Annotated in this window: 18 protein-coding genes; 8 read left to right on the top strand and 10 right to left on the bottom strand. The window is 70.0% G+C overall.

Annotation, left to right across the window (positions count from 1 at the left end):
* Positions 1-67 precede the first annotated feature (67 nt).
* Both FLL47_RS39860 and FLL47_RS39855 read right to left on the bottom strand, forming a co-directional pair.
* Positions 68-835, bottom strand: a complete 768-nt coding sequence (locus FLL47_RS39860) for an SDR family oxidoreductase (RefSeq protein ID WP_144127875.1) — start codon at positions 833-835, stop codon at positions 68-70.
* On the bottom strand, positions 832-1857 hold the full coding sequence (locus FLL47_RS39855) for a zinc-dependent alcohol dehydrogenase (RefSeq protein WP_144127874.1): 1026 nt from the start codon (positions 1855-1857) through the stop codon (positions 832-834). Before FLL47_RS39855 ends, FLL47_RS39860 begins: the two co-directional genes overlap by 4 nt.
* A gap of 284 nt (positions 1858-2141) precedes the next feature.
* Between FLL47_RS39855 and FLL47_RS39850 the strand changes: the two genes are divergently transcribed.
* On the top strand, positions 2142-3032 hold the full coding sequence (locus tag FLL47_RS39850; RefSeq protein ID WP_144127873.1) for an amidohydrolase family protein: 891 nt from the start codon (positions 2142-2144) through the stop codon (positions 3030-3032).
* Between the two features lie 76 nt (positions 3033-3108).
* On the opposite strand, the gene FLL47_RS39845 is transcribed toward FLL47_RS39850, so the two are convergent.
* The 6 genes from FLL47_RS39845 to FLL47_RS39820 form a co-directional block, all read right to left on the bottom strand.
* Entirely contained in the window at positions 3109-3969 is an 861-nt protein-coding gene (locus FLL47_RS39845; RefSeq protein WP_144127872.1) for an amidohydrolase family protein, read from the bottom strand.
* Between the two features lie 568 nt (positions 3970-4537).
* Entirely contained in the window at positions 4538-5248 is a 711-nt protein-coding gene (locus FLL47_RS39840) for a FadR/GntR family transcriptional regulator (protein WP_186316204.1), read from the bottom strand.
* 379 nt (positions 5249-5627) lie between these two features.
* Complete coding sequence (locus tag FLL47_RS39835; protein ID WP_144127870.1) at positions 5628-6776, bottom strand: mandelate racemase/muconate lactonizing enzyme family protein; 1149 nt, start codon at positions 6774-6776, stop codon at positions 5628-5630.
* A gap of 1 nt (position 6777) precedes the next feature.
* On the bottom strand, positions 6778-7605 hold the full coding sequence (locus FLL47_RS39830) for a carbohydrate ABC transporter permease (RefSeq protein WP_144127869.1): 828 nt from the start codon (positions 7603-7605) through the stop codon (positions 6778-6780).
* Positions 7605-8465: a carbohydrate ABC transporter permease gene (locus tag FLL47_RS39825; protein WP_144127868.1), complete on the bottom strand. Its 861-nt coding sequence runs from the start codon at positions 8463-8465 to the stop codon at positions 7605-7607. Before FLL47_RS39825 ends, FLL47_RS39830 begins: the two co-directional genes overlap by 1 nt.
* A gap of 105 nt (positions 8466-8570) precedes the next feature.
* The gene (locus FLL47_RS39820; protein ID WP_144127867.1) at positions 8571-9836 is read right to left on the bottom strand and encodes an ABC transporter substrate-binding protein; all 1266 of its coding nucleotides are present in this window, start codon (positions 9834-9836) and stop codon (positions 8571-8573) included.
* Between the two features lie 279 nt (positions 9837-10115).
* On the opposite strand from FLL47_RS39820, the gene FLL47_RS39815 reads away from it, so the two are divergent.
* Positions 10116-11660 (top strand): sigma-70 family RNA polymerase sigma factor, encoded by a 1545-nt coding sequence (locus tag FLL47_RS39815; protein WP_144127866.1) that lies wholly within the window; start codon positions 10116-10118, stop codon positions 11658-11660.
* 130 nt (positions 11661-11790) lie between these two features.
* On the opposite strand, the gene FLL47_RS39810 is transcribed toward FLL47_RS39815, so the two are convergent.
* Positions 11791-13158, bottom strand: a complete 1368-nt coding sequence (locus tag FLL47_RS39810) for an extracellular catalytic domain type 1 short-chain-length polyhydroxyalkanoate depolymerase (RefSeq protein ID WP_144127865.1) — start codon at positions 13156-13158, stop codon at positions 11791-11793.
* A gap of 442 nt (positions 13159-13600) precedes the next feature.
* Between FLL47_RS39810 and FLL47_RS39805 the strand changes: the two genes are divergently transcribed.
* On the top strand, positions 13601-14596 hold the full coding sequence (locus tag FLL47_RS39805) for a PaaX family transcriptional regulator (RefSeq protein ID WP_144127864.1): 996 nt from the start codon (positions 13601-13603) through the stop codon (positions 14594-14596).
* Between the two features lie 94 nt (positions 14597-14690).
* On the opposite strand, the gene FLL47_RS39800 is transcribed toward FLL47_RS39805, so the two are convergent.
* Complete coding sequence (locus FLL47_RS39800; RefSeq protein WP_144127863.1) at positions 14691-16211, bottom strand: endo-1,4-beta-xylanase; 1521 nt, start codon at positions 16209-16211, stop codon at positions 14691-14693.
* A 527-nt stretch (positions 16212-16738) separates the two neighbouring features.
* On the opposite strand from FLL47_RS39800, the gene FLL47_RS39795 reads away from it, so the two are divergent.
* The 5 genes from FLL47_RS39795 to FLL47_RS39775 all read left to right on the top strand — a co-directional run bounded on the left by FLL47_RS39795 (position 16739) and on the right by FLL47_RS39775 (position 22252).
* Entirely contained in the window at positions 16739-18064 is a 1326-nt protein-coding gene (locus FLL47_RS39795; protein WP_246159294.1) for a CE1 family esterase, read from the top strand.
* Positions 18065-18295: 231 nt separating this feature from the next.
* Complete coding sequence (locus FLL47_RS39790) at positions 18296-19048, top strand: ABC transporter ATP-binding protein (RefSeq protein ID WP_144127862.1); 753 nt, start codon at positions 18296-18298, stop codon at positions 19046-19048.
* Complete coding sequence (locus tag FLL47_RS39785) at positions 19045-20367, top strand: FtsX-like permease family protein (RefSeq protein ID WP_144127861.1); 1323 nt, start codon at positions 19045-19047, stop codon at positions 20365-20367. The genes FLL47_RS39790 and FLL47_RS39785 overlap by 4 nt, the downstream gene beginning before the upstream one ends.
* Positions 20368-20381: 14 nt before the next feature.
* Positions 20382-21620, top strand: coding sequence for a sensor histidine kinase (locus FLL47_RS39780; RefSeq protein ID WP_246159293.1), 1239 nt, complete (start codon positions 20382-20384; stop codon positions 21618-21620).
* Positions 21617-22252 carry a LuxR C-terminal-related transcriptional regulator gene (locus FLL47_RS39775; RefSeq protein WP_144127919.1) on the top strand — a complete coding sequence of 212 codons (636 nt, stop codon included), beginning with the start codon at positions 21617-21619 and terminating at the stop codon, positions 22250-22252. The genes FLL47_RS39780 and FLL47_RS39775 overlap by 4 nt, the downstream gene beginning before the upstream one ends.
* The last annotated feature ends 59 nt before the right edge of the window (positions 22253-22311 follow it).

Here is a 22311-nt window from a genome sequence, read left to right as displayed (position 1 = left end):
CGGGCGCTCCTTCGGTGGTATGGGTCGCGGTGGGCGCGTCGGCCCGGGTTCGAACTCCGCGGCTGGGTCAGCGGCCCAGCCAGCCGCCGTCGACGGGCACGAGTGTGCCGTGCACGTAGTCGGAGGCGGCCGAGGCGAGGAAGACGGCGACGCCGCCGAGATCGGCGGGGGTGCCCCACCGTCCGGCCGGGATGCGGTCGACGATGGCGGCGTTGCGCCTCGGATCGTCCCGCAGGGCCTGGTTGTTGTCGGTGGCGATGTAGCCGGGCACGATGGCGTTCACGTTGACCCCGTGGGCCGCCCATTCGTTGGCCAGTGCCCTGGTCAGCCCGGCGATGCCGGACTTCGCCGCGGCGTATCCCGGCACGGTGATCCCGCCCTGGAAGCTCAGCAGCGACGCCGTGAATATGATCTTTCCGGTGCGCCGGGCCAGCATCGCCCGGCCGACTTCGCGGGCAAGGATGAACGGTGCGGTGAGGTCGACTGCCAGGACGTGGTCCCAGTCCTCGTCGCTGTGCTCGGCCGCCGGCGCCCGCGCGATGGTGCCGGCGTTGTTGACCAGGATGTCGACTGGGCGCTGCCCGGACGTCAGGTCTGCGGCCAGCGCCGCGACGGCCTCACGGCCGGCGAGGTCGACGGCGCGGACCTCGCACTGCCTGCCGTGGGCCGTCACCCGCCGGGCGACCTCGCTTCCGTCGGGTTCGAGGTGGGCGCTCACGGCGATGATGTCGGCCCCGGCGGCGGCGAGCGCGTCGGCGATGGCCAGGCCGATGCCGCGTCGTGCGCCGGTGACCACGGCGAGCTTGCCGGTGAGGTCGAACATCGCGGCGGTCATCGCGGGCCTGCGCAGTCGAGCAGAACCTTCATCACTCCGGCTCCGGATTCCAGTGCGGCGAACGCGTCTCCGACCCGGTGCAGCGGCTCCACCGTGGTGATCAGGTCGGCGGCGGGGATCCGGCCGGAGGCCACCATCGCCACGGCGGTCACCATGTCGTCCGCGCTGTAGAGCCGCGCGCCGAGCATCGTGAGTTCACGCCAGAAGAAGCGGTGCAGGTTGACCTCCCGCGGCGCGGCGTGGATCGCGACCATCACCAATCGCCCGCGCGGGGCCAGGCAGTCCACGGCCGTGGCGACCGCCGCTGCCGCTCCGGACACCTCGAACGCCACCGCGGCGCCGTCGCCACCGGTCCAGTCGTGGACGGCCGCGGCCACGTCGGGGCCGGCCGGGTCCGCGGTGGCGAAGCCGAGGCGCTCGGCCACCGCTCGCCGCCGCGGGTTCGGTTCCACGATCAGGACGTGGCCGCCGGCGTGCCGGGCGACCACGGCGATCAGCAGACCGACCGGGCCGCCGCCGACCACGACGGCGTGCTCGCCGCTGGTCAGGGCACTGCGCCGCACGTCGTGCACGGCCACCGCGGTCGGCTCGACCAGCGCGCCGTGCGCGAGATCCAGGTCTGCCGGCAGGCGTACCAGTGCTCGTGCGGGCACGTTCCAGCGCTGCTGCATGGATCCTGTGCTGTCGATACCGATGAAAGTCAGCCGGGGGCAGACGTGTCCGTGTCCGGCGCGGCAGGTCGTGCAGTCGCCGCAGGGCAGTACGGGTAGGACGGTGACGGGCTCGCCGGGGGTCCAGCCGTCCACCCCGTCGCCGACTTCGGCCACCGTGCCCGACATCTCGTGTCCGAGCACGGCCGGGACGGCGACCCGCTGGTCCATGTCACCGTGCAGGATGTGCAGGTCGGTGCCGCAGATCCCGGTGAAGGCGACGTCGATCCGCACCTGCCCGGCGGCCGGTGGCGTCTCCGGCACGTCGATGACGCTCAGGCGACGGTCGCCGTGGTAGACGGCTTGGCGCATGTTGTTCCTTCCCTGGCAGGGCTCTGCTGCCGAGCGTGGGCCGCGACGGCTGGACGGGCGTGTCGCGAGGGCCGCCGTCGCGCCGTCGACAGCGGCCCTCGCTCAGCGCCGAAGCCTGCGGCGTCGACAGCCCAGATATGACATCATATGTTTAACGGGATGACAACGGGTCACGACCGAGCGGTCGATGCCCGGGCCTGCGAGCCACCCCACGGCAAGCCGCACGCCACCGTCGACCCCCGGAGATCGCCGCCCCCTGTTGACTTCACCGTCGGAGCTGCCCCATGACCAGTCCTCCCCTCGGCACCATCGTCGACGCGCACCTGCACGTATGGGATCCCTCGCGTGGCGTCTACCCGTGGCTGGGTTCCGGCCTGGCGCCCGTGAACCGGGCCATGGCATTACCCGAGGTGCTGCCCGAACTCGCCGGCCGGGGAGTCACCGCGGTCGTGCTGGTGCAGTCGGCCGACAGCGACTTCGACACCGACCTGATGTTCGAGACCGCGAGTTCGCACCGCCAGGTCGTGGGTGTCGTCGGCTGGTTGCCCCTGGACCGGCCCGCCCTCGCCGCAAGCAGACTGGCGCACCTGCGTGAGCATCCGCTCTTCGCCGGCGTGCGCTGCCTCATCCACGAGCGGCCCGATCCGCACTGGATCCTCGGCCGTACCGTGGATGCCGGCCTGGACCTGCTGGAACAGCACGGTGTGCCGTTCGACTTCGTCGCGGCGGGGTCCGCGGCGCTGACCGTCGCGGCCGAGGTGGCGCGCCGTCATCCCGGGCTGCACCTCGTGCTCGACCACCTCGGGGCACCGCCCTTGCACGACGACCCCGCACAGGCCGAGCAGTGGCGGCAGACACTGGAGGTCCTCGCCGGACACCCACGGGTCTGCGTCAAACTCTCGGGGCTGTACCCGGGGCGCGTCGCGGACGACGGCGCTCCGGCGCGGGCGGGGGCGTACATCCGCACAGCGTTCGACCTCTTCGGGTCGGACCGGCTGATGTACGGCGGCGACTGGCCCATCTGCCTGCTCCACGAACCGTACGGCCGCACGCTGGACATCGTCCAGCGCAGCCTGGCCGACCTCGACGCCGGCGGCTGGAACGACGTGCTCGCCGCCACGGCGGCTCGGGTGTACGGCATCGATCCGCTGCGGCTGGCAGCAGCAGCCGCCTGATCGTCCGCGGCTCGTCCCGGCCACGGCGGGGGCGAGCCGCCGGTCGCGGCCGCCGCGGCTGCCGCGTCCGTCCGGGTCAGCTCTGACGGGGACGGCGCAGCAGGTCGCCGGTGTCGAGCAGGTAGGTGCCGACGGCGGTCAGCGAGAAGACAGCCGGGTGTATGCCGCCCAGCAGAGAACTGATCGCCTGTAGCGACTCGGCGTGGGTGGCCGCCAGGCGGCACGTGGGCCAGTCCGAGCCGAAGATGAGTCGCCCTGGGCCGAACACCTCGATCGCGTGGTCCACGAAGGGCCGTAGATCGTCGACCGACCACCGGTCCCAGTGCGCGAGGGTCAGCAGGCCGCCGAGCTTGGCCCGCACGTTGCCGCACTCAGCCACCGGCTGGATGAGGCGCTGCCATTCGGCCAGACCTTCCGCGCCTCCGGTGATCCACGGTGAGCCGGCCTGCTGCAGCACGAAACGCGCCTGGGGCATGGTCTCGGCCACGCGCGCCACGGATGGCAGCTGTTCAGTGCGCGCCGCCAGCTCGATGACCAGCCCGAGTTCGCCGACCACCGCCAGCCCGGAACGCACCGCCGGATCGTCGAGGAAGTCATCGGCCTTCTCGTACGCGCGCTCCTGCAGGCCGACGAGCCGCTGACCGCCGGGCCCGGCCCGGTGCTTGCCGATGACGTCGCCGAGATCCGGGTCGGTCAGCGGCGCCCATCCCACCACGCCCAGCACCTGCGGGGTCCAGGCTGCCACCTCCAGGCACCGCGTCGTGTCCGCGGCGCTGGTGCCGTCGGCCTCGACCAGCACGCATGCATCCACATCCGACTCGGCCAGGGTCGCCCGCAGTTCGTCGATCCCGTGGTCACGCCGGATGGGGGCGTATTCTGCCGCCGCGAGCCAGGGGCTGTCCGCCGTCCACAGCTGCATGTGCGCATCGATGATCATCTGGGCCGCCTGTCGTCGCCGTAAGCGAGCCGAACCGACGGCTGCCGCGTGATTCCGGCGGCGCAGGGCAGCTGTCCGATGCCGACATGCTGAACTGCGACACTCACGGAAACCGCCGAGTACACGGTTGGCCGGCCTGTCGCCGACCAGCCGGAAACCAGCTCATGCACTGTGTTGGCGCCCCGAATCATAGTGAAGATCGGCGCTGGCCGGTCTTCATGCCAGTAGATGGGACGCCGGCCCGCACGCGGCGGGTGCGGGCCGGCGTCGTCTTGTGGTGTCGGGGCGTCCGGAACTGTAAGAACCCCTGCAGTTCCGGACACAGCAGCGCCCGACACGGCGATCACTTGGCATCAACCGCGCGCGACGCGCGCTCAATGCCTCGAAAGAACATCATACGTGTGACGTCTTAGCAAGACCTTCGCGCAAATATCGTGCCGACCTGGGGATGCAACATGGATCCGGCGCACGGGAACGCAGGCGACCGGAGGCAGACAGACTGGTGGAAGGGTCGGACAGCGCCACTCGACCGACGGCCGAAGACCGTGGCGTCTGCCTGGGTACTACGTCAGCGGGTCGCCTGCCGGCGGGTGGCCGCCGCGGGAGCATCAGTCTCCGGGACCGGCCGGCGACGGCTCCACGAGCCGGTGATGTGGGCACGCATGGCGGCGGCGGCGGCCTCGGCGTTCTTGGCCATGATGGCGTCGTGCACGGCCTGGTGCTCGTCCAACGTGCGTCGCATCACCGCCTCGTTGTATTCGCCGTGGTAGCGCATGCTCCCTCGCGCCTTGTCGTGAATGCTGTTCACGATGGCGCGTCCGAGCCGGTTGCTGGACGCGGCCATGACCATGTCGTGGAAGTGCGCGTCCGCGGCGGCGAACTCCGCGACATTATTGATCTTCGAGCGCATGAGCTCGAGCGCTGCGCTGATGCGGAGCTTCTCTTCACCCGCGCGCGAGACGGCCGCGGTGGCCGCCATGTCGGCTTCGAGAGCGGTCCGGGTGGCGACCAGCTCGTCCAGGAAGGAAAGGTTGGCGTCGTGGGCGATGATGGCGGTGAGCACGACGTCGTCGAGCAGGTTCCACTGGCGCGGATCGGTGACCTGGGTGCCCCTGCCGTGCTCGATGCGCACGAGGCCCTTCTCCTGCACGACCTTGACCGACTCGCGGATCACGGTGCGGCTGACCCCGAACTGGTCGCACAGGTCCGCCTCGGGCGGCAGCGTCGAGCCCGGATTCAGCACTCCCCGGACGATGTCGTTGACGATCTGCTGCACCACGTTGATGCCCAGCTTGGTTCCGCGGACACGCGGCGGAGCGACCTCCGCGGCTGGCGCCACAGGTACGCCGAATGGATCCGCCAAGAACTGCCGCGTCAACGCGTCCTCCAGGAGCAATAGTCGCCGTAAGTGTAGGACAAGCTCTCACGACGTCACAGGTACGATGTCATATGTCACTGCCCGGTTAGGGTCCCTCTACCAAAATTCTCGCACGAAAGTGTTATGTGTGACCATCGGGCATTGCCGCATCCCCGTTCGGGGTCCTTGCCTGCTGCAGACAAGGCGGGCGGCACCGCGCAAGGCAGGGCGGGTGCGGCAGCCCGACCGGCCACCGCACCCGCCTGTGGAAGGGTGCTCGCCTTCCTCCGCACCACGCCGGTCAGCCGGCCGCCGCCAGCAGCCGCTGACCGGCCCGCTCCGGCCGGACGCCCGGCCCGTCGAACGACACGGTGGCGGGTTTGAGCTCGCAGGCGCCGATCAGCTCTTCGTCCACGACGATCCCTAGACCGGGTGAGTCGCCGAGGATGAAGGCCCCGCTCTCGATGCGCAGGTCGAGAGCGACGCCGACGGGCGGCTGCAGGACCTGCAGCTCACTGGCCATGTGGTTGGGCACCGACGCCGCCGCGTGCAGGAGGCCGACCGGGTTGGTGCCGATCGGGCTGACGGGCAGATCGTGGCCGTGTGCCAGCGCGGCGACGCGCAGGAAGTGGGTCACCCCCCACACCGATGCCGTCTGCACGATGTCCAGAGCTCCGGCCGCCAGCAGTGGCCGGAACTGCTCCAGCCCGCTGAGGTTCTCGCCGCTGGCGACCGCGGCGCGGACCCCGCGGCCCACCGCGGCCATACCTTCGGCGTCCCACCGCCGCACCGGCTCCTCGACCCAGATCAGATCCAGCGTGTGCTCCAGCTCCGCGACGTGCCGGACAGCCTGCTTGCGGCTCCAGCACTCGTTCGCGTCGAGCATGAGGCCGGGCCGCGACCCGCCGCCGGCCTCGGTCAGCACATCGCGCACCAGGCTCAGCCGGTGCCGGTCGCGTTCGACGTCCAGGCCGCCTTTGAGCTTGGCCGCACGCAGGCCATGCTCGGCGTATGCCTGGTAGGTGCCGACCAGCTCCTCGTCGTCGAGGTCGATGTCCAGCCCGGAGGCATAGGCCGGCACGACGCGGTCGCGTCCGCCCAGCAGACGCCACAGGGGCTCCCCCGCCGCCTTGGCCTTGATGTCCCACAGCGCGGTGTCGAACGCGCCGATGGTACCGAAGACCGTTCCGGCATGTCCGGCCTTGAACATCTGCCGCAGCATGCGGTCGTAGAGCGCCGTGACGCCCCGCGGGTCCTCGCCGTCGATCGCGGCGAAGACCGCGTCCAGTTCCACGTGCGGGCCCATCCCGACGCCGGTGATGCCTTCGTCGGTGGTGACCAGGACCAGCGGCACCTCGGTGAGGCCGTCGGCGTAGACGCCGTTGGCGTCGCCGACGGCACGGCCCCATTCCTGCACGGTGTTCAGGGCGCGATACCCAGTGATCCGCATGTCAGCCTTTCGTCGAACCGGCGGTGACAGCGTCGGCGATCCGGCGCTGGAAGAACAGGTAGACCGCCAGTACGGGCACGGCTGCGATCAGCACCCCTGAGGCGAAGGTGGGGATGTCGGCCGTGTATTGACCGCGCAGCGACGTCACCCCGACCATGAGGGTGCGGTGCTCCGCGGACGGCATCATGAGCAGCGCGATGAGCACGTCGTTCCAGCAGAACAGCGCGTTGAGCACACCCACCGACAGCAGGGCCGGCCGCCCGATCGGGAGCATGATCCTGCGGTATACGCCGTAGGGGGTGTTGCCGTCGATGCGCGCCGCGTCGACGATCTCGGCAGGTATCGCGCTGTAGTAGCTGGTCATCAGGTAGATCGTGAAGGGCAGGAACTGCGCCGTGTAGGCGAGGATCAGTCCCGGGTAGGTGTCGACCAGCCCGGTGTCGGCCATGGTCCGCACGAGCGGCACCATGATCACCTGGAAGGGCACGAACAGCGCGGCGAGGCATCCCAGCAGGAGTGCCCGCGAGCCGCGGAACCGCAGGTGGCTCAACGCGAAGCCGGCCATGGACCCGAACAGCAGCAGCAGTGTCACCGCGCCGGCCACCACGAGCACCGAGTTGAAGAAGTATCGCGCGGTGCCGGCGGTGGTCCAGGCGGTGCTGATGTTGTCCCAGCGCAGGGTGTCCGCCAGGCTGAACCTGTCCAGGATGTAGTCGCGACGGGTCTTCATCGCCGCGTTGGCGGTGAAGACCAGCGGGTAGACGGTCGCCAGAGCGAGCAGCGCCATGGGTACGGCGATCAGCCACCGGCTCATCCGAGCGCCGAGCATCAGTCCTCCTTGCCGGTGCGTCGCAGGAAGCTGACCTGCGCGAGCCCTACGACGAGCATGACCAGGAACAGCACCGTGGAGGCCGCCGACGCGAACGCCGGGCGGTTCATCTGGCCCTGCTGGATCCAGATGTAGTACTCCGGCAGGTAGGTCGAGCCGCCCGGACCTCCGCTGGTCATCACGTAGATCAGGCCGAACATGGAGGTCAGCATCCCGATCATGGTCGTCACGAATACGAACTGGATCGTGCGGGACAGGCCCGGGATGATCACGTGCCGGATCACCTGCGGCAGGGCCGCCCCGTCGGAGCGGGCGGCGTCCAGCAGCGCGGGGTCCAGCGTCGCGAACCCGGACAGGAAGACCACCAGCGCCATCCCGAACGTCGCCCAGACGTGCACGCCGACCACGGTGAACAGCGCGACCTTGGAGTCCCCCAGCCAGTCGACCGGTCCGATCCCCACCACGTCGAGCAGGCTGTTGAGCGGGCCGTCGAAGGACAGCAGGAGGTTGAAGATGGAACCGACGATCACCGGGGAGAGCACCGCGGGGAAGAAGTAGACGCTGCGGTAGAGCCGGTGGCCCGGCACGCGCAGGTAGATGAACGTCGCGAGCATGCCGGGGATCGCGACCGCGACGGGGAGCAGCAACACGAGCCACCCGACGTTGCGCAGCGCGCCCCGGAACAGCGGGTCGGCGAACAGTTCCGCGTAGTTGTCCAGGCCGACCGCCGCCCCGTTGCGGTCGCCGTCGCCGGTGAAGGAGAAGTTGACGCCGAGCAGCAGCGGCCAGAGCCGGAACAGCACGATGATCAGTACGGCAGGAGCGATCAGCACGAACGGGGCCAGGCGTTCGGCCGACATCGGGCCCGTCCGGGAGCGCCTGCGTGGCGCGGGGTCTGTTCCATAGGCCCGCCCCGCCCGAGCGGGGCGGGCCAACAGCGGTGGAGATTCACCGAGCGGCACTGGTCAGCTCCGGTCCGACTCGCCGAGCTGCTTGAGCGCGGCGTCGACGCTGACGGACCCTTCGAGGATCTGCTGGGACAGCCGCCCCATCAGTTCGATGGTCTTCGACGACAGCGCCACGTGCAGAGCGGGCTTGCCGGTCTTGAGGTCGGCGACGATGGCGGTGACGGCCGCCCCGCCGTCGGTGGTCTTCACGGTGGTGTCGGAGACGACCGCGCCGGCATTGGCGTAGAAGGTGGCCAGCGCGTCGGTGGAGGTCAGCGAGCGCACCAGGTCGGCGGCGAGGACCGGGTCCTTGGTCCACTTGGCGACCGCGTAGCCGATGCCGCCGTCGAACGGCAGGCTGGGCGTCGCTCCGGTGGTGATGACCGGCGACTTCATCACGCCGAGGTTGTCGGGGCCGATGAACTCGTTGAAGTCCTTCCAGTGCCCGATGTCGGACATCAGGCCGATGATGTTGGTCGCCTTGGCCGACTGGAAGATGCCGAAGGCGTCGGTGAACATGGTGGTCGAGTTGCCGCCCTTGCTGTTGAGGCCGCGGTCGTTGACGTCCTTCCACAGCTGGAAGACCTTCTTGACGTTCGGGGAGTTCCAGTCGCGCTTGCCGGCGATCCAGCTGTCGTACTCCTGCGGCGTCAGGATGCCCGAGCCGAACGCCGACAGGAAGAACTGGATGCCGATGCCCTCCTTGTTGCCGAGGGCGAAGCAGCTGGCCTTCGTCGCCTTGGTGATGGTGGCGCAGTCTGCGGTGAACCCGTCCCAGGTCGTCGCCGGCTGCTGCGGGTCCAGACCGGCCTTCTTGTAGAGGTCCTTGTTGTAGTAGATCGGGTGGCCCTGCAGGGTCACCGGTGAGGCGTAGACCTTGCCGTCCTTGGTGAACGCGTCCCAGCCGGCCAGGCGCTCCTTGTCCGGGCCGACGTACTGGTCCAGCGGCACCAGGGCGTCGACCCGGTCGCGGATCTGGCCACCGCCGTTGAACATCATGACGTCAGGGCCCTTGCCCGCCTGGATCGCCGCCCCGAGCAGCGTGTAGTACTGGTCGAACGGCTGGGCGACGAACTCGACGGTCACGCCGGGGTGCTTCTTGGCGAAGTCGGCCTTCGCCTTCTCCACATAGGCCGTTGCGGTCTTGTCACTGGACTTCCAGTCCCACACCACGAGTTTGCCGCTCGCGGAGTTGGACGAGGGTTCGTTTCCGGTGGCGCTTCCACAGCCCGCCAAGGCCAGCGCCACCGCGACGGCGGCCGGCCAGAGTACTCGCTGCTTCATTGATTCTCATCTCGAGAATGGCCGGAAGAGCCGGCCGTCCGATGGAATGCAGCAAAGCTAAGTCATATGATGTGTGATGTCAACGGAAACGGCCCGCGCACCACGCTCCTCCGGTGGGGCGCCGCGTCAGCGCGGAACGGATGTCCGGTCACGGCTCAGATGACGTCACACGCCGTGCGTGCCCTCGTTCCCCGCCTGCCAACTCACCGGTGTCTTGACGCGGGGCCAGGAGTCGGTCAAAGTCAACCACCGCGAACCACCGACGACAGCGATCTGGACATGCCACCCCACAGCACAGACGACGCCGCACTCATCGTCGCGGCGCAGGCCGGCGACCGGCGAGCGCTCGACGTCCTGATCGAGGCGTACCTGCCGTTCGTCTACACCATCGTGCGCAGGGCCGTCGACGCCGATGCCGACGTCGACGACGTCGTGCAGGAAACGATGGTGCGTGTCATCCGCGACCTGCCGGACCTGCGCGACCCGGCCACCTTTCGCGCGTGGGTGGGCACCATCACGGTCCGTCAGATCAGCAACCACCTGCAGCGGCTGCGGAGTTCCGAGCCCCGTGCCGGCGATCTGGCCGGGCTGTCCGAGTTCCCTGACGCCGACGGTTCGTTCGAAGGGCTGACATTGCTGCGCCTGGGCATCGCCGCGCAGCGGCGCCAGGCAGCACAGGCCGCACGATGGCTCGACGACGAAGACCGCGTGCTGCTGTCACTGTGGTGGCTGGAACTCGCCGGGCGGCTGACGCGAACCGAGTTGGCGGCCGCCGCGGGAGTCAGTGTCGCCCACGCCGGGGTGCGCGTGCAGCGGATGCGCCAGCAGTTGGAGCAGTGCCGGGCGCTGCTGGCCGCGCTCGACACCCGGCCCCGATGCGGCGAATTGGACCTGCTGGTCGCCGACTGGGACGGCGTGCCGTCCTCGGTACTGCGCAAACGTCTGGCACGGCACGTCCGCGGCTGCGCGATCTGCGATCCGGCAGCCGCTCAGCTGATGGCCGCCGACAAACTGCTGATGGGCCTCGCGCTGCTGCCCGTGCCGGTCGCGCTCACCGCCGCCGTGCTCGGCAAGGCCGGAACGGCGACCGTGGCATCCTCGGTGGCCCTGGCCGGGGCCGCGAAAGCGGGAGTGCTCGGCCACCTGGCCAAGGCCCTCGCCGTCCCCAAGGTCGCCGCAGCGGTCGTGACGGGCACCGTGGTGGTGGGCGCCACGGTCGCCGTGATCACCTGGCCTGCGACAACTCCCCCTCCACTGCCGGCTGTCCTGTCGCCGCCGGCGGCCGTCGCGACGCCCGCGCGCAGCCCTGCCGTTCGCCCGCCCAGCCCCAGCCGTACACCCGGCCCTCGGCGGCCGACGCCCTCGCGCAGCCCCGCCGGTCTGCTGGCGATCGGCCTGACCTCGCTGGAAGCGGCGAACGACGCCGGGCTGTTCGTCACCACCGCCGCGGATCTCGCCGTGTTCTCGCCCGTGACGGCCACCGCCGGTACACCGGCACGCCGGCAGGCCACCTTCACAGTCGTGGCGGGCCTTGCTGACGTCAAGTGTGTGTCGCTGCGGGCGAGCGACGGTCGCTACCTGCGCCATTTGTCGTGGCGGCTGCTGCTGAGCCCCGCGGACGACACCGACCTGTTCCGGGGCGACGCGACATTCTGCGTCCGCCCCGCCGACCTCGACGGGGCGATACTGCTCGAGTCCCGGAACTACCCCGGCTGGTTCGTGCATCGCCGGGGAACCGAACTGTGGGTCGACCTTGCCGCTGACGGAACCGCCGACTTCGACACCGAGTGTTCGTTTCGCGCACGACCGCCGTTGGCACCCTAGTCCCGGGAAGCGACCACCGCCGGTGCCGGTGGGAGGTACCGTCCCTGGGTGCCGACGATGCGCAGCGCCACCGACGTACCGGCGCCAGGGGTGTGACCTGGCTCGGACCCACCCCTGGCGCTCGTCTCGATCAGGTGATGAGGCAGGCCGCGCCGTTGAGGGTGAATGAGGTCGGCTTGCCGGTGTTACCGGTGTGGGTGGCCTGGAAGCCGATATCGACGGATCCGTTGGCGGGGATACCGGCGTTGTAGGCCAGGTTCCGGGCCGTCACCTGCCCCGAGGTGGGCGAGTAGCCGGCGTTCCAGCCCGAGGTGATGGCCTGGCCGCTGGGCAGGGTGAAGACCAGGGACCAGCCGTTGATCGCGGCGTTTGCGGTGTTCGTCACGGTGATGTTCTCGACCAGGCCGTTGTTCCACGCGTTGATGGTGCTGGTGACGCGGCAGGAGCCGGAGCCAGGCGGCGCGGACGGGCTGGGCGGTGTGGACGGGCTGGGCGAAGCGGACGGGCTGGGCGGTGTGGACGGGCTGGGCGAAGCGGACGGGCTGGACGGCGGTGTCGGGCCCGTGGTGGTCAAGCCGAAGAACGCGATGGCGGACGCGGCCATGCCGCTCGACGGCAGGCTGTGCCCTGCGCCCTGGATGCTGAGGGCCTCGACCTGCACGGTGCCCGACCCGTCGGCGAAGCGGCGGCGGTTCCAGTTGGTCTGCGGGGTGTCGGAGGAGGTGGGGGTCTGGCTGAGTCCGTGCACGTTGGTCCACTGCTCCACCGACTCCTGCAGCAGCGAGTACGGCACGAGGGTGTCGTTGGTGCCGTGCCACAGCTGCACCCGGGGCCGCGGGCCGGCGAAGCCGGGATACACCTGCCGCACCGCGTCACCCCACTGCTGCGGGGTCCGGTTCATGCTTCCGCCGGTGCACTGGCTGGTTCCGGGCGGGTAGTCGGCCGCGTTGGCGAAGCAGTTGAACGGCACGCCCATGAACGCCGCGCCGGCTTTGAACCTGTCCGGGTAGAGGGCAAGCATGTGCTGGGTCATCATGCCGCCGGAGGAACTTCCCGTGGCGTAGACCCGGTTCTGGTCACCGCCGTACTGCAGCCCCGCGTAGGCGACCATCGACATGATCGAGACCGGGTCGCTACCGCCGTCGCGGCGCTTGGCGGCTGCCGACCAGGTGTCGAAGCATCTGCCGAAACCGGCCTCCTGCATGGCGCTCGGGTAGATGACGATGAAGCCGTACTGGTTGGCCAGCGACGCGAACTCGCTGCCGGAGTAGAAGCCCGGGCCCGAGCCCCCGCAGCCGTGCATGGCCACCACGATCGCGGGGTTGGCCGGGCGAGAGTCGGGCACGTAGATGTGCATGCGCATACCGCCCGGGTTGCTGCCGAAGTTGGTCACCTCGACCAGCGACGCCGCGAAGGCGGGTTGAACCGCCGGGATCGTGAGTCCGGCCACCGCCAACGAGGTGGCGAGTCCGAGCAGTAGCTTCCGGTTGATTCTCATACGTCCATCTCCTTTGCCCACAACGGGCTGAGGCAGGCCGCGGAGGCGCGCTCGCACGCGACCCACGCCACGGCGTGCCGACTGTTGACTGAGGGCATGGCGGCCCGACGCGGTGGCAGTCATCCCGCCGATGCCGTCGGGCGGCGCGCGTGACCCGGCCCGGCTGGTCACATGTGCACACGTCGCGAAGGTCCGGTGTGGTCCGTACCGCGCCTGGCCCTCACGATCCGGTCCCGCCCGTCATCGTGTGACACATAGTGTGTCCCTGAAGGCACAAAACTGTCAATCGAACATTCACGATAGATTTTCGGCGCGGACCGGCCCTGCCTGGGCTCAGGACCACTCCGCTCGCCCGAGCACTTCGGCGCTGGCCGATGAGTCCGTGCGGGTTGCGTTACGGTCGTTACCGACATCCACCTCGATCCGTGCCGGAGCAGCCCACGTGACCAGCCCCTTCGACATCGAGGAGATATTCCCGCAGGACGCGGTGGGGGCGGTCCGGCTTCCCCGGCGGCAATCCGGCAACGCGCCGCAGGGCCTGGCAGTGACGCTGCTAGCCGACTACACCCTGCGCACCCGTGCCTGGCTGCCGTCTGCGGCAATCACGGCGCTGCTCGGCGAGGCCGGCGTGAGCCTTGGCGGTGCCCGAACGGCGATAAGCCGCCTGACCCGCCGGGGTGTGCTCGAAAGCAGTCGGCAGGGACGCAACAGTTCCCACCGGCTGACCCAGCCCGCCGCCGCCCACCTGTCGACCGGTGGCAGTTGGATCGTGTCGTCGGCGTCGGCGCCCCGGCCGTGGGAAGGCTGGTGGACGCTGATCGCCTTCTCCCTGCCACAAGAGGAGAACACGCAGCGGCGAGCGCTTCGGGGCCAGCTGCGCTGGCTGGGCTACGCGCCCCTTTTCGACGGGCTGTGGGTCTCGCCCGACGAGTTCACCGAGCAGGCGCGGGCGCAGCTGGCTCAGGTCAACCTCGGCGCGATGACGGTGTTCCGGGCCCGGCACGTCGAGTTCGCGGCCGCCAGCGGCCGCAACCCTGTCGAAGCGTGGGACATCCCGGCCATCGCCGCGGAGTACGAGTCCTTCGTCGGGCGCTGGAGCATGCTGCTGCCCCGGATACGCGGTGGGCGGGTCCCCGGCGCCGAGGCGGTACGGGCCCGCACCGAGGTGATGGACACGTACCGCCGCTTCCCCACCCTCGACCCGCAGCTGCCGCTGCAGTTGCTGCCGTCCGGGTGGCTGCGCCGGCGTGCCCTGGAAGTGTTCGCCGCCGTCTACGACGGTCTGGCCGCGGCCGCCGAAGAACACGTACAGGCCGTGGTGGCTCGCCACGCCGACGGTGCCCGACTCGGTATCAGTGCGCACACCGTCGCCGACATGCTCGCTGGGGTGCGCCACGGTCCAAGTGCCGATGTGCCCGCCCCGCTGCGCCGGCAGTGACCTTTCCGCTGACGCCACTCCCGGCGACCGATCGGCCTTCGACCCGGACCTGAATGTTCGGGTCCGGGTCGAAGGCCTGCGGGCTGGGCGTCGGCTATGCCACGGGGCGGAGGCTGAACCGCTGGTTGGCCTGGCCGTTGCAGTCGTAGATCTGGACCTGAGCGCCGTTGGCGGTGCTCCAGACGTCCAGGCACCGCCCGGACTGCGCACCGGTGATGGTGCCGTTGGCGTTGACGTTCCACTGCTGGTTGGCCTGGCCGTTACAGCTGTAGATCTGGACCGCCGAACCGTTGCCGGAACCGGCGGCGTCCAGGCACCTGGTCCCGAAGACCTGCAGTTGCTTGCCGGCGGTATAGGTCCACCGCTGGTTGGTCTGGCTGTGGCAGTCGTACAGCTGCACCCGCGTGCCGTTGGTCTGCGACGAGTTGGGCACGTCGATGCACCGCCCCGACTGCGCGCCCACGATCTGGTTGACGCCGCCCGCCGGAGGTGTAGGCGAGGAGGTCGGGGAAGGCGGGGAAGTCGGCGAGGAAGTCGGGGAGGGCGATGCGGGTGGCGACTGCGACGGCGACGGCGTGGCGGCGTTGAGGGCGTTGAGGACGGAGGTGTACGCCGCCTTCGCGCCGCCCCCGCTGTTGAACAGCAGCGGGCTCTCGCTGGAGCGCCAGGAGTCGCTGTCGCGTACGCCCCAGACGGTGATGCCGATGCAGCGCGGCACGTTCATGCAGGCCTGGGTCAGGCCGGCGTACTGCGACGTCGACGCGTTGGTGACGTCGACCTCGGTGAGGGTGACGTCCACCCCGAGGGCGGCGAAGCTCGACAGGGTGGTCTGGAAGTTGCCGGGCAGCGAGCTACCGCCGGTGAAGTGGGTCTGCAGCCCGACGCAGTCGATGGGCACGCCGCGGGACTTGAAGTCCTGGATCATGCGGTACACGCCCTGGGTCTTGCCGTAGCTCCAGTTCTCGATGTTGTAGTCGTTGTAGCAGAGCTTGACGCCGGGGTCCGCCGCGCGGGCGGTGCGGAAGGCCACCTCGATCCAGTCGTTGCCGGTGCCCTGCAGGTTGGACGAACGGCGGCTGCCGTCCTCGTTGAAGGCCTCGTTGACGACGTCCCAGGCCGCGAGCTTGCCCCTGTAGTGGGCCATGACGCCGTTGATGTGGTCGATCATCGCCTGGCGCAGCGTGCTGCCGTTGAGGCTCTGCATCCAGCCGGGCTGCTGGGCGTGCCAGGCCAGGGTGTGGCCGCGCACCTTCATACCGCGCTGGGTCGCCCAGTTGTAGATCTGGTCGGCCGTGTTGAAGGAGAACTGGCCGCGCTGGGGCTGCAGGGCGTCGATCTTCATCTCGTTCTCGGCCGTCACCATGTTGAACTCGCGGGCGGCGATGGTGGTGTACGTCGAATCGTTGAGCCTGTTGGCGGCGATGGCGGTGCCGAAGTACCGTCCCGACTGGGCTGCGGCGGCACCGAGGGTGCTGGCTGCGGCGCTCGCGTTCGGGATCACGAGCACGACCGTCAGCAGCGCGAGTGCGGCGACCGCACCGGTGAGCGCGGCCGTGCGGATCGGCGATCGTCTCGGTGGGTCCTCGCCACGATACGCGGTGGGTAGCGCTGTCATCATGGGTTCCTTTCTGGCCGGCGCAGGGCTGTTCGGGCGAGCGGCCGCGGCGCCGTGGAGCGGGCATCGATACCGGGGCATGTTGCCATGCGCGAGCCCAAGTCGCAATGTCTTCTTCCGATAACTTCCGGAAGGTGTGTCCGGCCAATGTGGTGCCTCACCGACACGAGGGAATAGCCGCACCCACGCCGCCGAGGTCTTTGAGCAGCTAGTCGCCGTAGCTTAGTGATCTAAATCGAACCCCACGGGGAAACGTTCATCACTAGCTATTGCCCGTCGTTCCGCCGATCCTCCTGATAGCACCGAAACTTCCGGAGTGCCTCCGGAACGCGTTCGGCCGCCTCGGGAGGCTGTGCATCGCCCGGAGGGCATCCGAACCAATCGATTGACACTTTCCTGTCCGAGAGGCAAGCTGTGTGACACACGTCGTCGATGGAGCCCGACAACGTATGCGAACGGGGATCCGGCTTGCGGGCAGGGCAGGCCGGGCAAAGCCGACCCGAAACTGTTGCCATCGAGGAAGTGTCATGAGACCAATGACCACCCCAGCCCGGCGCCGCTGGGTGCTGAGCAGCCTGCTGACCCTGGCGCTGGCCGGCGCCGTCCTACTGGTGCCGCGCTTGGCCGAGGCCGGTCCGACGGCCGGCTGCGGCAGGACCCCGACCCTGACCAACGGGACCCACTCGATCCAGAGCAGCGGCCAGAGCCGCAGCTACATCCTGAGCATTCCGAACACGTACAACAACACCCGGCCGTATCGGCTCATCTTCGGTCTGCACTGGCTCAACGGCACGGCCAACGACGTCGCCACCGGCGGCGCGGACGGCGCAGCCTGGGCCTTCTACGGGCAGAAGCAGCTGTCGAACGACAGCACGATCTTCGTAGCGCCGCAGGGCATCAGCAACGGCTGGGCCAACACCAACGGGCGCGACGTGACCCTGGTCGACGACCTGATCAGACTCGTCGAAGGCGACCTGTGCGTGGACACCAGCCAGGTCTTCGCGATGGGATGGAGCTACGGCGGTGCGATGAGCTACGCGCTGGCCTGCGCTCGGCCGACGGTCTTCCGCGCGGTCGTGGTCTACTCCGGCGCCAACCTCAGCGGCTGCAGCGGAGGCACCCAACCGGTCGCCTACTTCGGGATCCACGGCACCCACGACAGCGTGCTCAACATCTCCAGCGGACGTTCGGTGCGCGACACCTTCGTACGCAACAACGGATGCACCGCACAGAGCCCACGTGAGCCCGCCCAGGGCAGCCTCACGCACATCACCACCGTCTACGCGGGATGCCGTGCCGGGTATCCGGTCCAATGGGCCGCGTTCGACGGTGACCACGCTCCCCACCCGGTGGACGGAACGACCGCGACCAGCGGCACCCGGACGTGGACCTCGGCCGCGGTGAACACGTTCCTGGCCCAGTTCCCCGGCAGCCCCTCGCCCAGCGCTTCCCCGTCCGGCAGCGCCTCGCCGAGCGCTTCCCCGTCCAGCGGCCCGTCGCCGAGCGCTTCTTCGAGTCCAGCTCCCAGCAGCCCGGCACCGTCCACGCCCGCCCCGGGCGGAGCATGCAGCGCAAGCTACAAGACCGTCAATTCGTGGCCCGGTGGCTTCCAGGGCGAAGTGACAGTGACAGCCGGCAGCTCGCCGATCACCGGGTGGACCGTCCAGTGGACGCTCAGCAGTGGCCAGACCATCACCCAGGTGTGGAACGGAACCCTGTCCGCCAACGGCTCGGCCGTCACGGTCCGGAACGTCTCCTACAACGGCTCACTGCCGGCGTCCGGTTCGGCCACGTTCGGGTTCCTCGCCGGCGGAACTCCGTCGGCTCCTTCGCCGTCCTGCAGCAGCGCGTAGGTGTAATCGCGAGGGCCCTCTGGCCGGGTGCGTGCGACTTGCACGCCCTGAACAGAAGGCCCTCGCATGATCCTGCTGATCCGCCGGGTGCAGGGCCGTACCCGGGCTTCGGCCACGAACTACGAGACGGCGACGGAGAACCGTTGCCGCCCGCAGGTGGGGTCAGCCCCACCGTGCCGGGTCGGCCCAGCACTATCGATAGTGCTCGAACCGGCACCTAGCGTCGCTGACATGGTTGATGACACACCCGCCCTCGCAGTCCAGGGCCTCACGAAACGACACGGCAGCGGGTCCTGGGCCGTCGACGCCCTCGTCGGCATCGACCTCGCGTTCGCGCGTGGCACCTTCACGGCCGTCATGGGCCCGTCCGGCTCGGGCAAGTCGACCTTCCTCGCCTGCGTGGCGGGGCTGGAGCGGCCGACGTCCGGCCATGTCCTGATCGAGGGCGCCGATGTCACACACTGGGCCGAGGCCAGGCGGACGCGGATGCGCCGCGACCGTATCGGCTTCGTGTTCCAGGACTTCAGCCTCGTCCCCTACCTGACCGCGGCGGAGAACGTGGCGCTGCCGGCGCGCCTGTCCGGCCGGCGGGCGCAGCCGGAAGCCATCCGGACAGCTCTGGCCCGGGTGGGACTGGAGAACCGTGCCGGGCACCTGCCGGGTGCCCTCTCGGGAGGCCAGCAGCAGCGAGTCGCCGTCGCCCGGGCGCTCGTCACCGGACCCGCCGTGCTGCTGGCCGACGAGCCGACGGGTGCGCTGGACAGTGCGACGGCGCGCGAGGTGCTGCAGCTGCTGCGGGCTGCCGTCGACGACCTGGGACAGACGACGGTGATGGTCACCCATGACCCGGTCGCGGCCTCGTATGCCGACAATGTCGTCTTCCTGGTCGACGGCCGGGTGGGCGGCCGGATGGCCGCTCCGAGCGTCGACGCGGTCGCCGCTCAGTTGGCCCACCTCGACCAGCTCACCGGGGTGGCACGATGACGGCGCTCGCGCTGCGCTCGCTGCGACACCGTCCCACGGCCGCCGTCGCGACGTTCCTGGCCGCCCTGCTCGGCACGGCGCTGACGGCGTCGTTCGGCACCCTGGTCGAGTCGGCCCTCAGCACGCACGACGACGACCGCGAGCTGCTCATCATCATGGGTAGCATCGTCGGCGGCTGGGCCGCGCTGATCGTCTTGTTCTCGGTGGCGTCGACGGTCGGCATCGTCGCCGGGCAGCGGACCCGCGAGGCAGGCCTGTTGCGGACCATCGGCGCGACGCCCCGGCAGGTACGGGCGCTGATCGTGTACGAGGCCGGCGTGGTGGTGCTGCTCGCAGCGTCGGCCGGTGCCGTCGTCGCGTCGGTCGGCGGACCTGCCCTGTTCGGCGCCCTGCAGCGGGGCGACCTGGTCACGCCCGCGTCGACGTATGCCGGCGGGCCGGCGTCGCTGTCGAGCGCTGCGGGCGTGGTGGTGCTGGTCGGTACGGTCGCGGCCGGGATCGCGTCCCGACGCGCCACGCGCGGCGCCGCGGCGTTCTCCCTGCGGCAGGTGGATGTGCCGGAGCATCGCCTGCACCGGTGGCGGATCCTGGTCGGCGTCCTGCTGGTCGCGGTCGGCCTGGCCTCGGCCGTCGCCACCGTCACCGTCACGGGGAAGGCCGACGACGCCTACGCCGCCATGCAGACGTCAGGATCGGCGTCGATCGTGGTCGGCGTCGGTCTGGCCACGCTGGCGCCGGGGCTCCTGCGGCTGCTCGCGACACCGTTGCGCCCGCTGCTGGCCATGTCCGGCAGCGGCCACCTGGCGGCAGCGAACACGACCCGGCGGGCCCACCTGCTCGCCGGTGCGCTCGCCCCGGTCATCGTGCTCGTCTCCACCGCTGTCGGCACCCTGCTGATGATCGGCATCGACGAACGCACGCTCACCGCTGCGGGAGATCCCGAGGGTGTCGGCGGCACCATCACGATGATCAACTTTGTGGTCATCGGAATGATCTGCCTGTTCACCGCCATCATGGTGGTGAACGCCTCCGTCGCCGTCGTCGCTCACCGCCGCCCCGAGCTGGACCGGCTCTGGCGGCTCGGCGCCACGGCGGCCCAGCTACGCAGCAGCATCGTCCTGGAGGCGGCGGTCGTGGCGGTCATCGGGATCCTGCTGGGACTGCTGGGGTCGACGGCGACGGCGGTGCCCTACTCGATCGTCCGGCATGAAGGAGTGGTGCCCGACGGCCAGCTGTGGCTGCCGCCGCTCATCGCGGTCGCCGCGGCGGTGCTGACGGTCGGCGCCGCGTGGGGCGCACAGCGCCGATCAGCCCGGTGAACTACTCTCCCGCTGTGGAGGCGCCGAAGACCTGGCTGGCACCGCTGCTCGCGGTGCCCGCCGGCGTCGGCCGTGCCGGTGTCGTCGAGCGGGTCCGGCTCACGGTGCTGTCGGCCGGCCACGCGGCTGCCGGGCTCGCTGCGCTGGTGCTGGCGCTGCTCATGACCGGTTCGTTCCCGGCCCTGCTGTCCGTGACCGGTCTTCTGGTGCTGTGGCTGGTCGTTCCGCTGGCGGCCCTCCTGGCGGGAGCGCATCGGTCCGTCGCCGCGCGGCTGCTGGGCGAGCCGGTGGTCGCCCGGTACGCCGACACCGACGGGAAAAACCCGATCACCGCCATGATCGTCTGGGCCCGGGATCCGGCGCGGTGGAGGGACTTCGCCTTCTGCTGGTTCTCCGGCACAGGTGGCCTGCTCATGTCGCTCGTGCCGGTGGTGTTCCTCGTGGGACCGCTGGTCCACGTCGTCATCGGCCTCGCGCACGGCGACTGGCTCTGGTTCACCGTCGCCGCTGCCATGTCCGGACCATTCTTGCTCGTCTGGTGGTTCCTCACGGTGCCGATGGTGCGCGCCCGCCTGCACACGGACCGGGCCATCCTCGACCACTCACGCGGCGAGCGGCTCCGGGAGCGGGTCGCTCAGGTCGTCCGGTCCCGTTCCGCGACGGTCGACCACAACGAGGCCGAGCTGCGCCGAATCGAGCGCGACCTGCACGACGGCGCGCAGGCCAGGATCGTCGCCGCAGGTATGAACGTGGGACTGGCCGAGAAACTGGTGCACACCGATCCCGACACCGCCGTCGCGCTGCTGCGGGAGGCCCAGGACACCACCCTCAGCGCGCTGGAGGATCTGCGCACGCTCGTACGCGGCATCCACCCGCCGATCCTCGCCGACCGCGGACTCGTCTCGGGCATCGAGGCCCTGGCCATTCCGATACCCATCCCCGTCACCGTCGCGCTGCGACTGCCCCGGCTCGCCCCGCCGGTCGAATCGGCGGCCTATTTCGCCGTCGCCGAGTGTCTGGCCAACGTAGCCAAACACGCGCGCGCTTCCCGGGCCTGGGTCGTCGGCGACCACGACGGTGGCACGCTGCGGCTGACGGTGGGCGACGACGGCCGGGCCGGTGCCGACCCCGCTGGAAGCGGCCTGGCCGGGGTGGCCCGGCGGCTGGCCGCCTTCGACGGCACACTGACCGTGGCCAGCCCCGCCGGCGGGGGGACCGAAGTGCGTATGGAGGTGCGGTGCCGGGCGATTTGAAAGCCCTGGTCGCGGAGGACCAGATGCTGCTGCGCGTCGGTCTCACGAGGATCCTCGAGGCGGCTGGCATCGCCGTCGTCGCGGCCGTCGGCACCGCTGACGCCCTCGACGATGCACTGGCGCGCGACGATCTGGACGTCGCGATCGTGGACGTGCGGCTGCCTCCGACCTTCACGACCGAGGGCCTCGAGGCGGTCGTGAAGGCGCGCTCGTCGCGGCCCGGCCTGCCCGTCGTCGTGTTGAGCCAGTACGTGGAGCCGCTGTACGCACGCGAGTTGCTGGCCGCGGGCACCGGATCGGTGGGCTACCTGCTCAAGGACCGGGTCGTCGACGTCGACGGTTTCGTGGCGGCTGTACGTCAGGTCGCCGCCGGCGGCACCGTGCTCGACCCGGAGGTGGTGGCCGGACTGCTCAGCGCCCGCCCGCTCGACCGTCTCACCGACCGGGAGCGGGAGGTGCTCACGCTCATCGCCGAGGGCCGGTCGAACGCCGCCGTCGCCACCCGGCTCTACGTCACCGAGAAGGCAGTCGACAAACACATCAACAACATCTTCACCAAACTCGATCTCCCGCCGGCCCCGGACGACAACCGCCGGGTCCTCGCCGTGCTCGCCTGGCTCAACGCCGCGTGACCAGACACCGCCGGCGTCGTGGGGTCGGCGGCGCGTAGGCACGCAGCGTCGCGGAATGC

The sequence above is a fragment of the Catellatospora sichuanensis genome, assembly GCF_007483665.1.
In the GTDB taxonomy this organism is placed as follows: Bacteria; Actinomycetota; Actinomycetes; order Mycobacteriales; family Micromonosporaceae; genus Catellatospora; species Catellatospora sichuanensis.
This window is presented reverse-complemented; position numbering and strand designations above follow the sequence as displayed.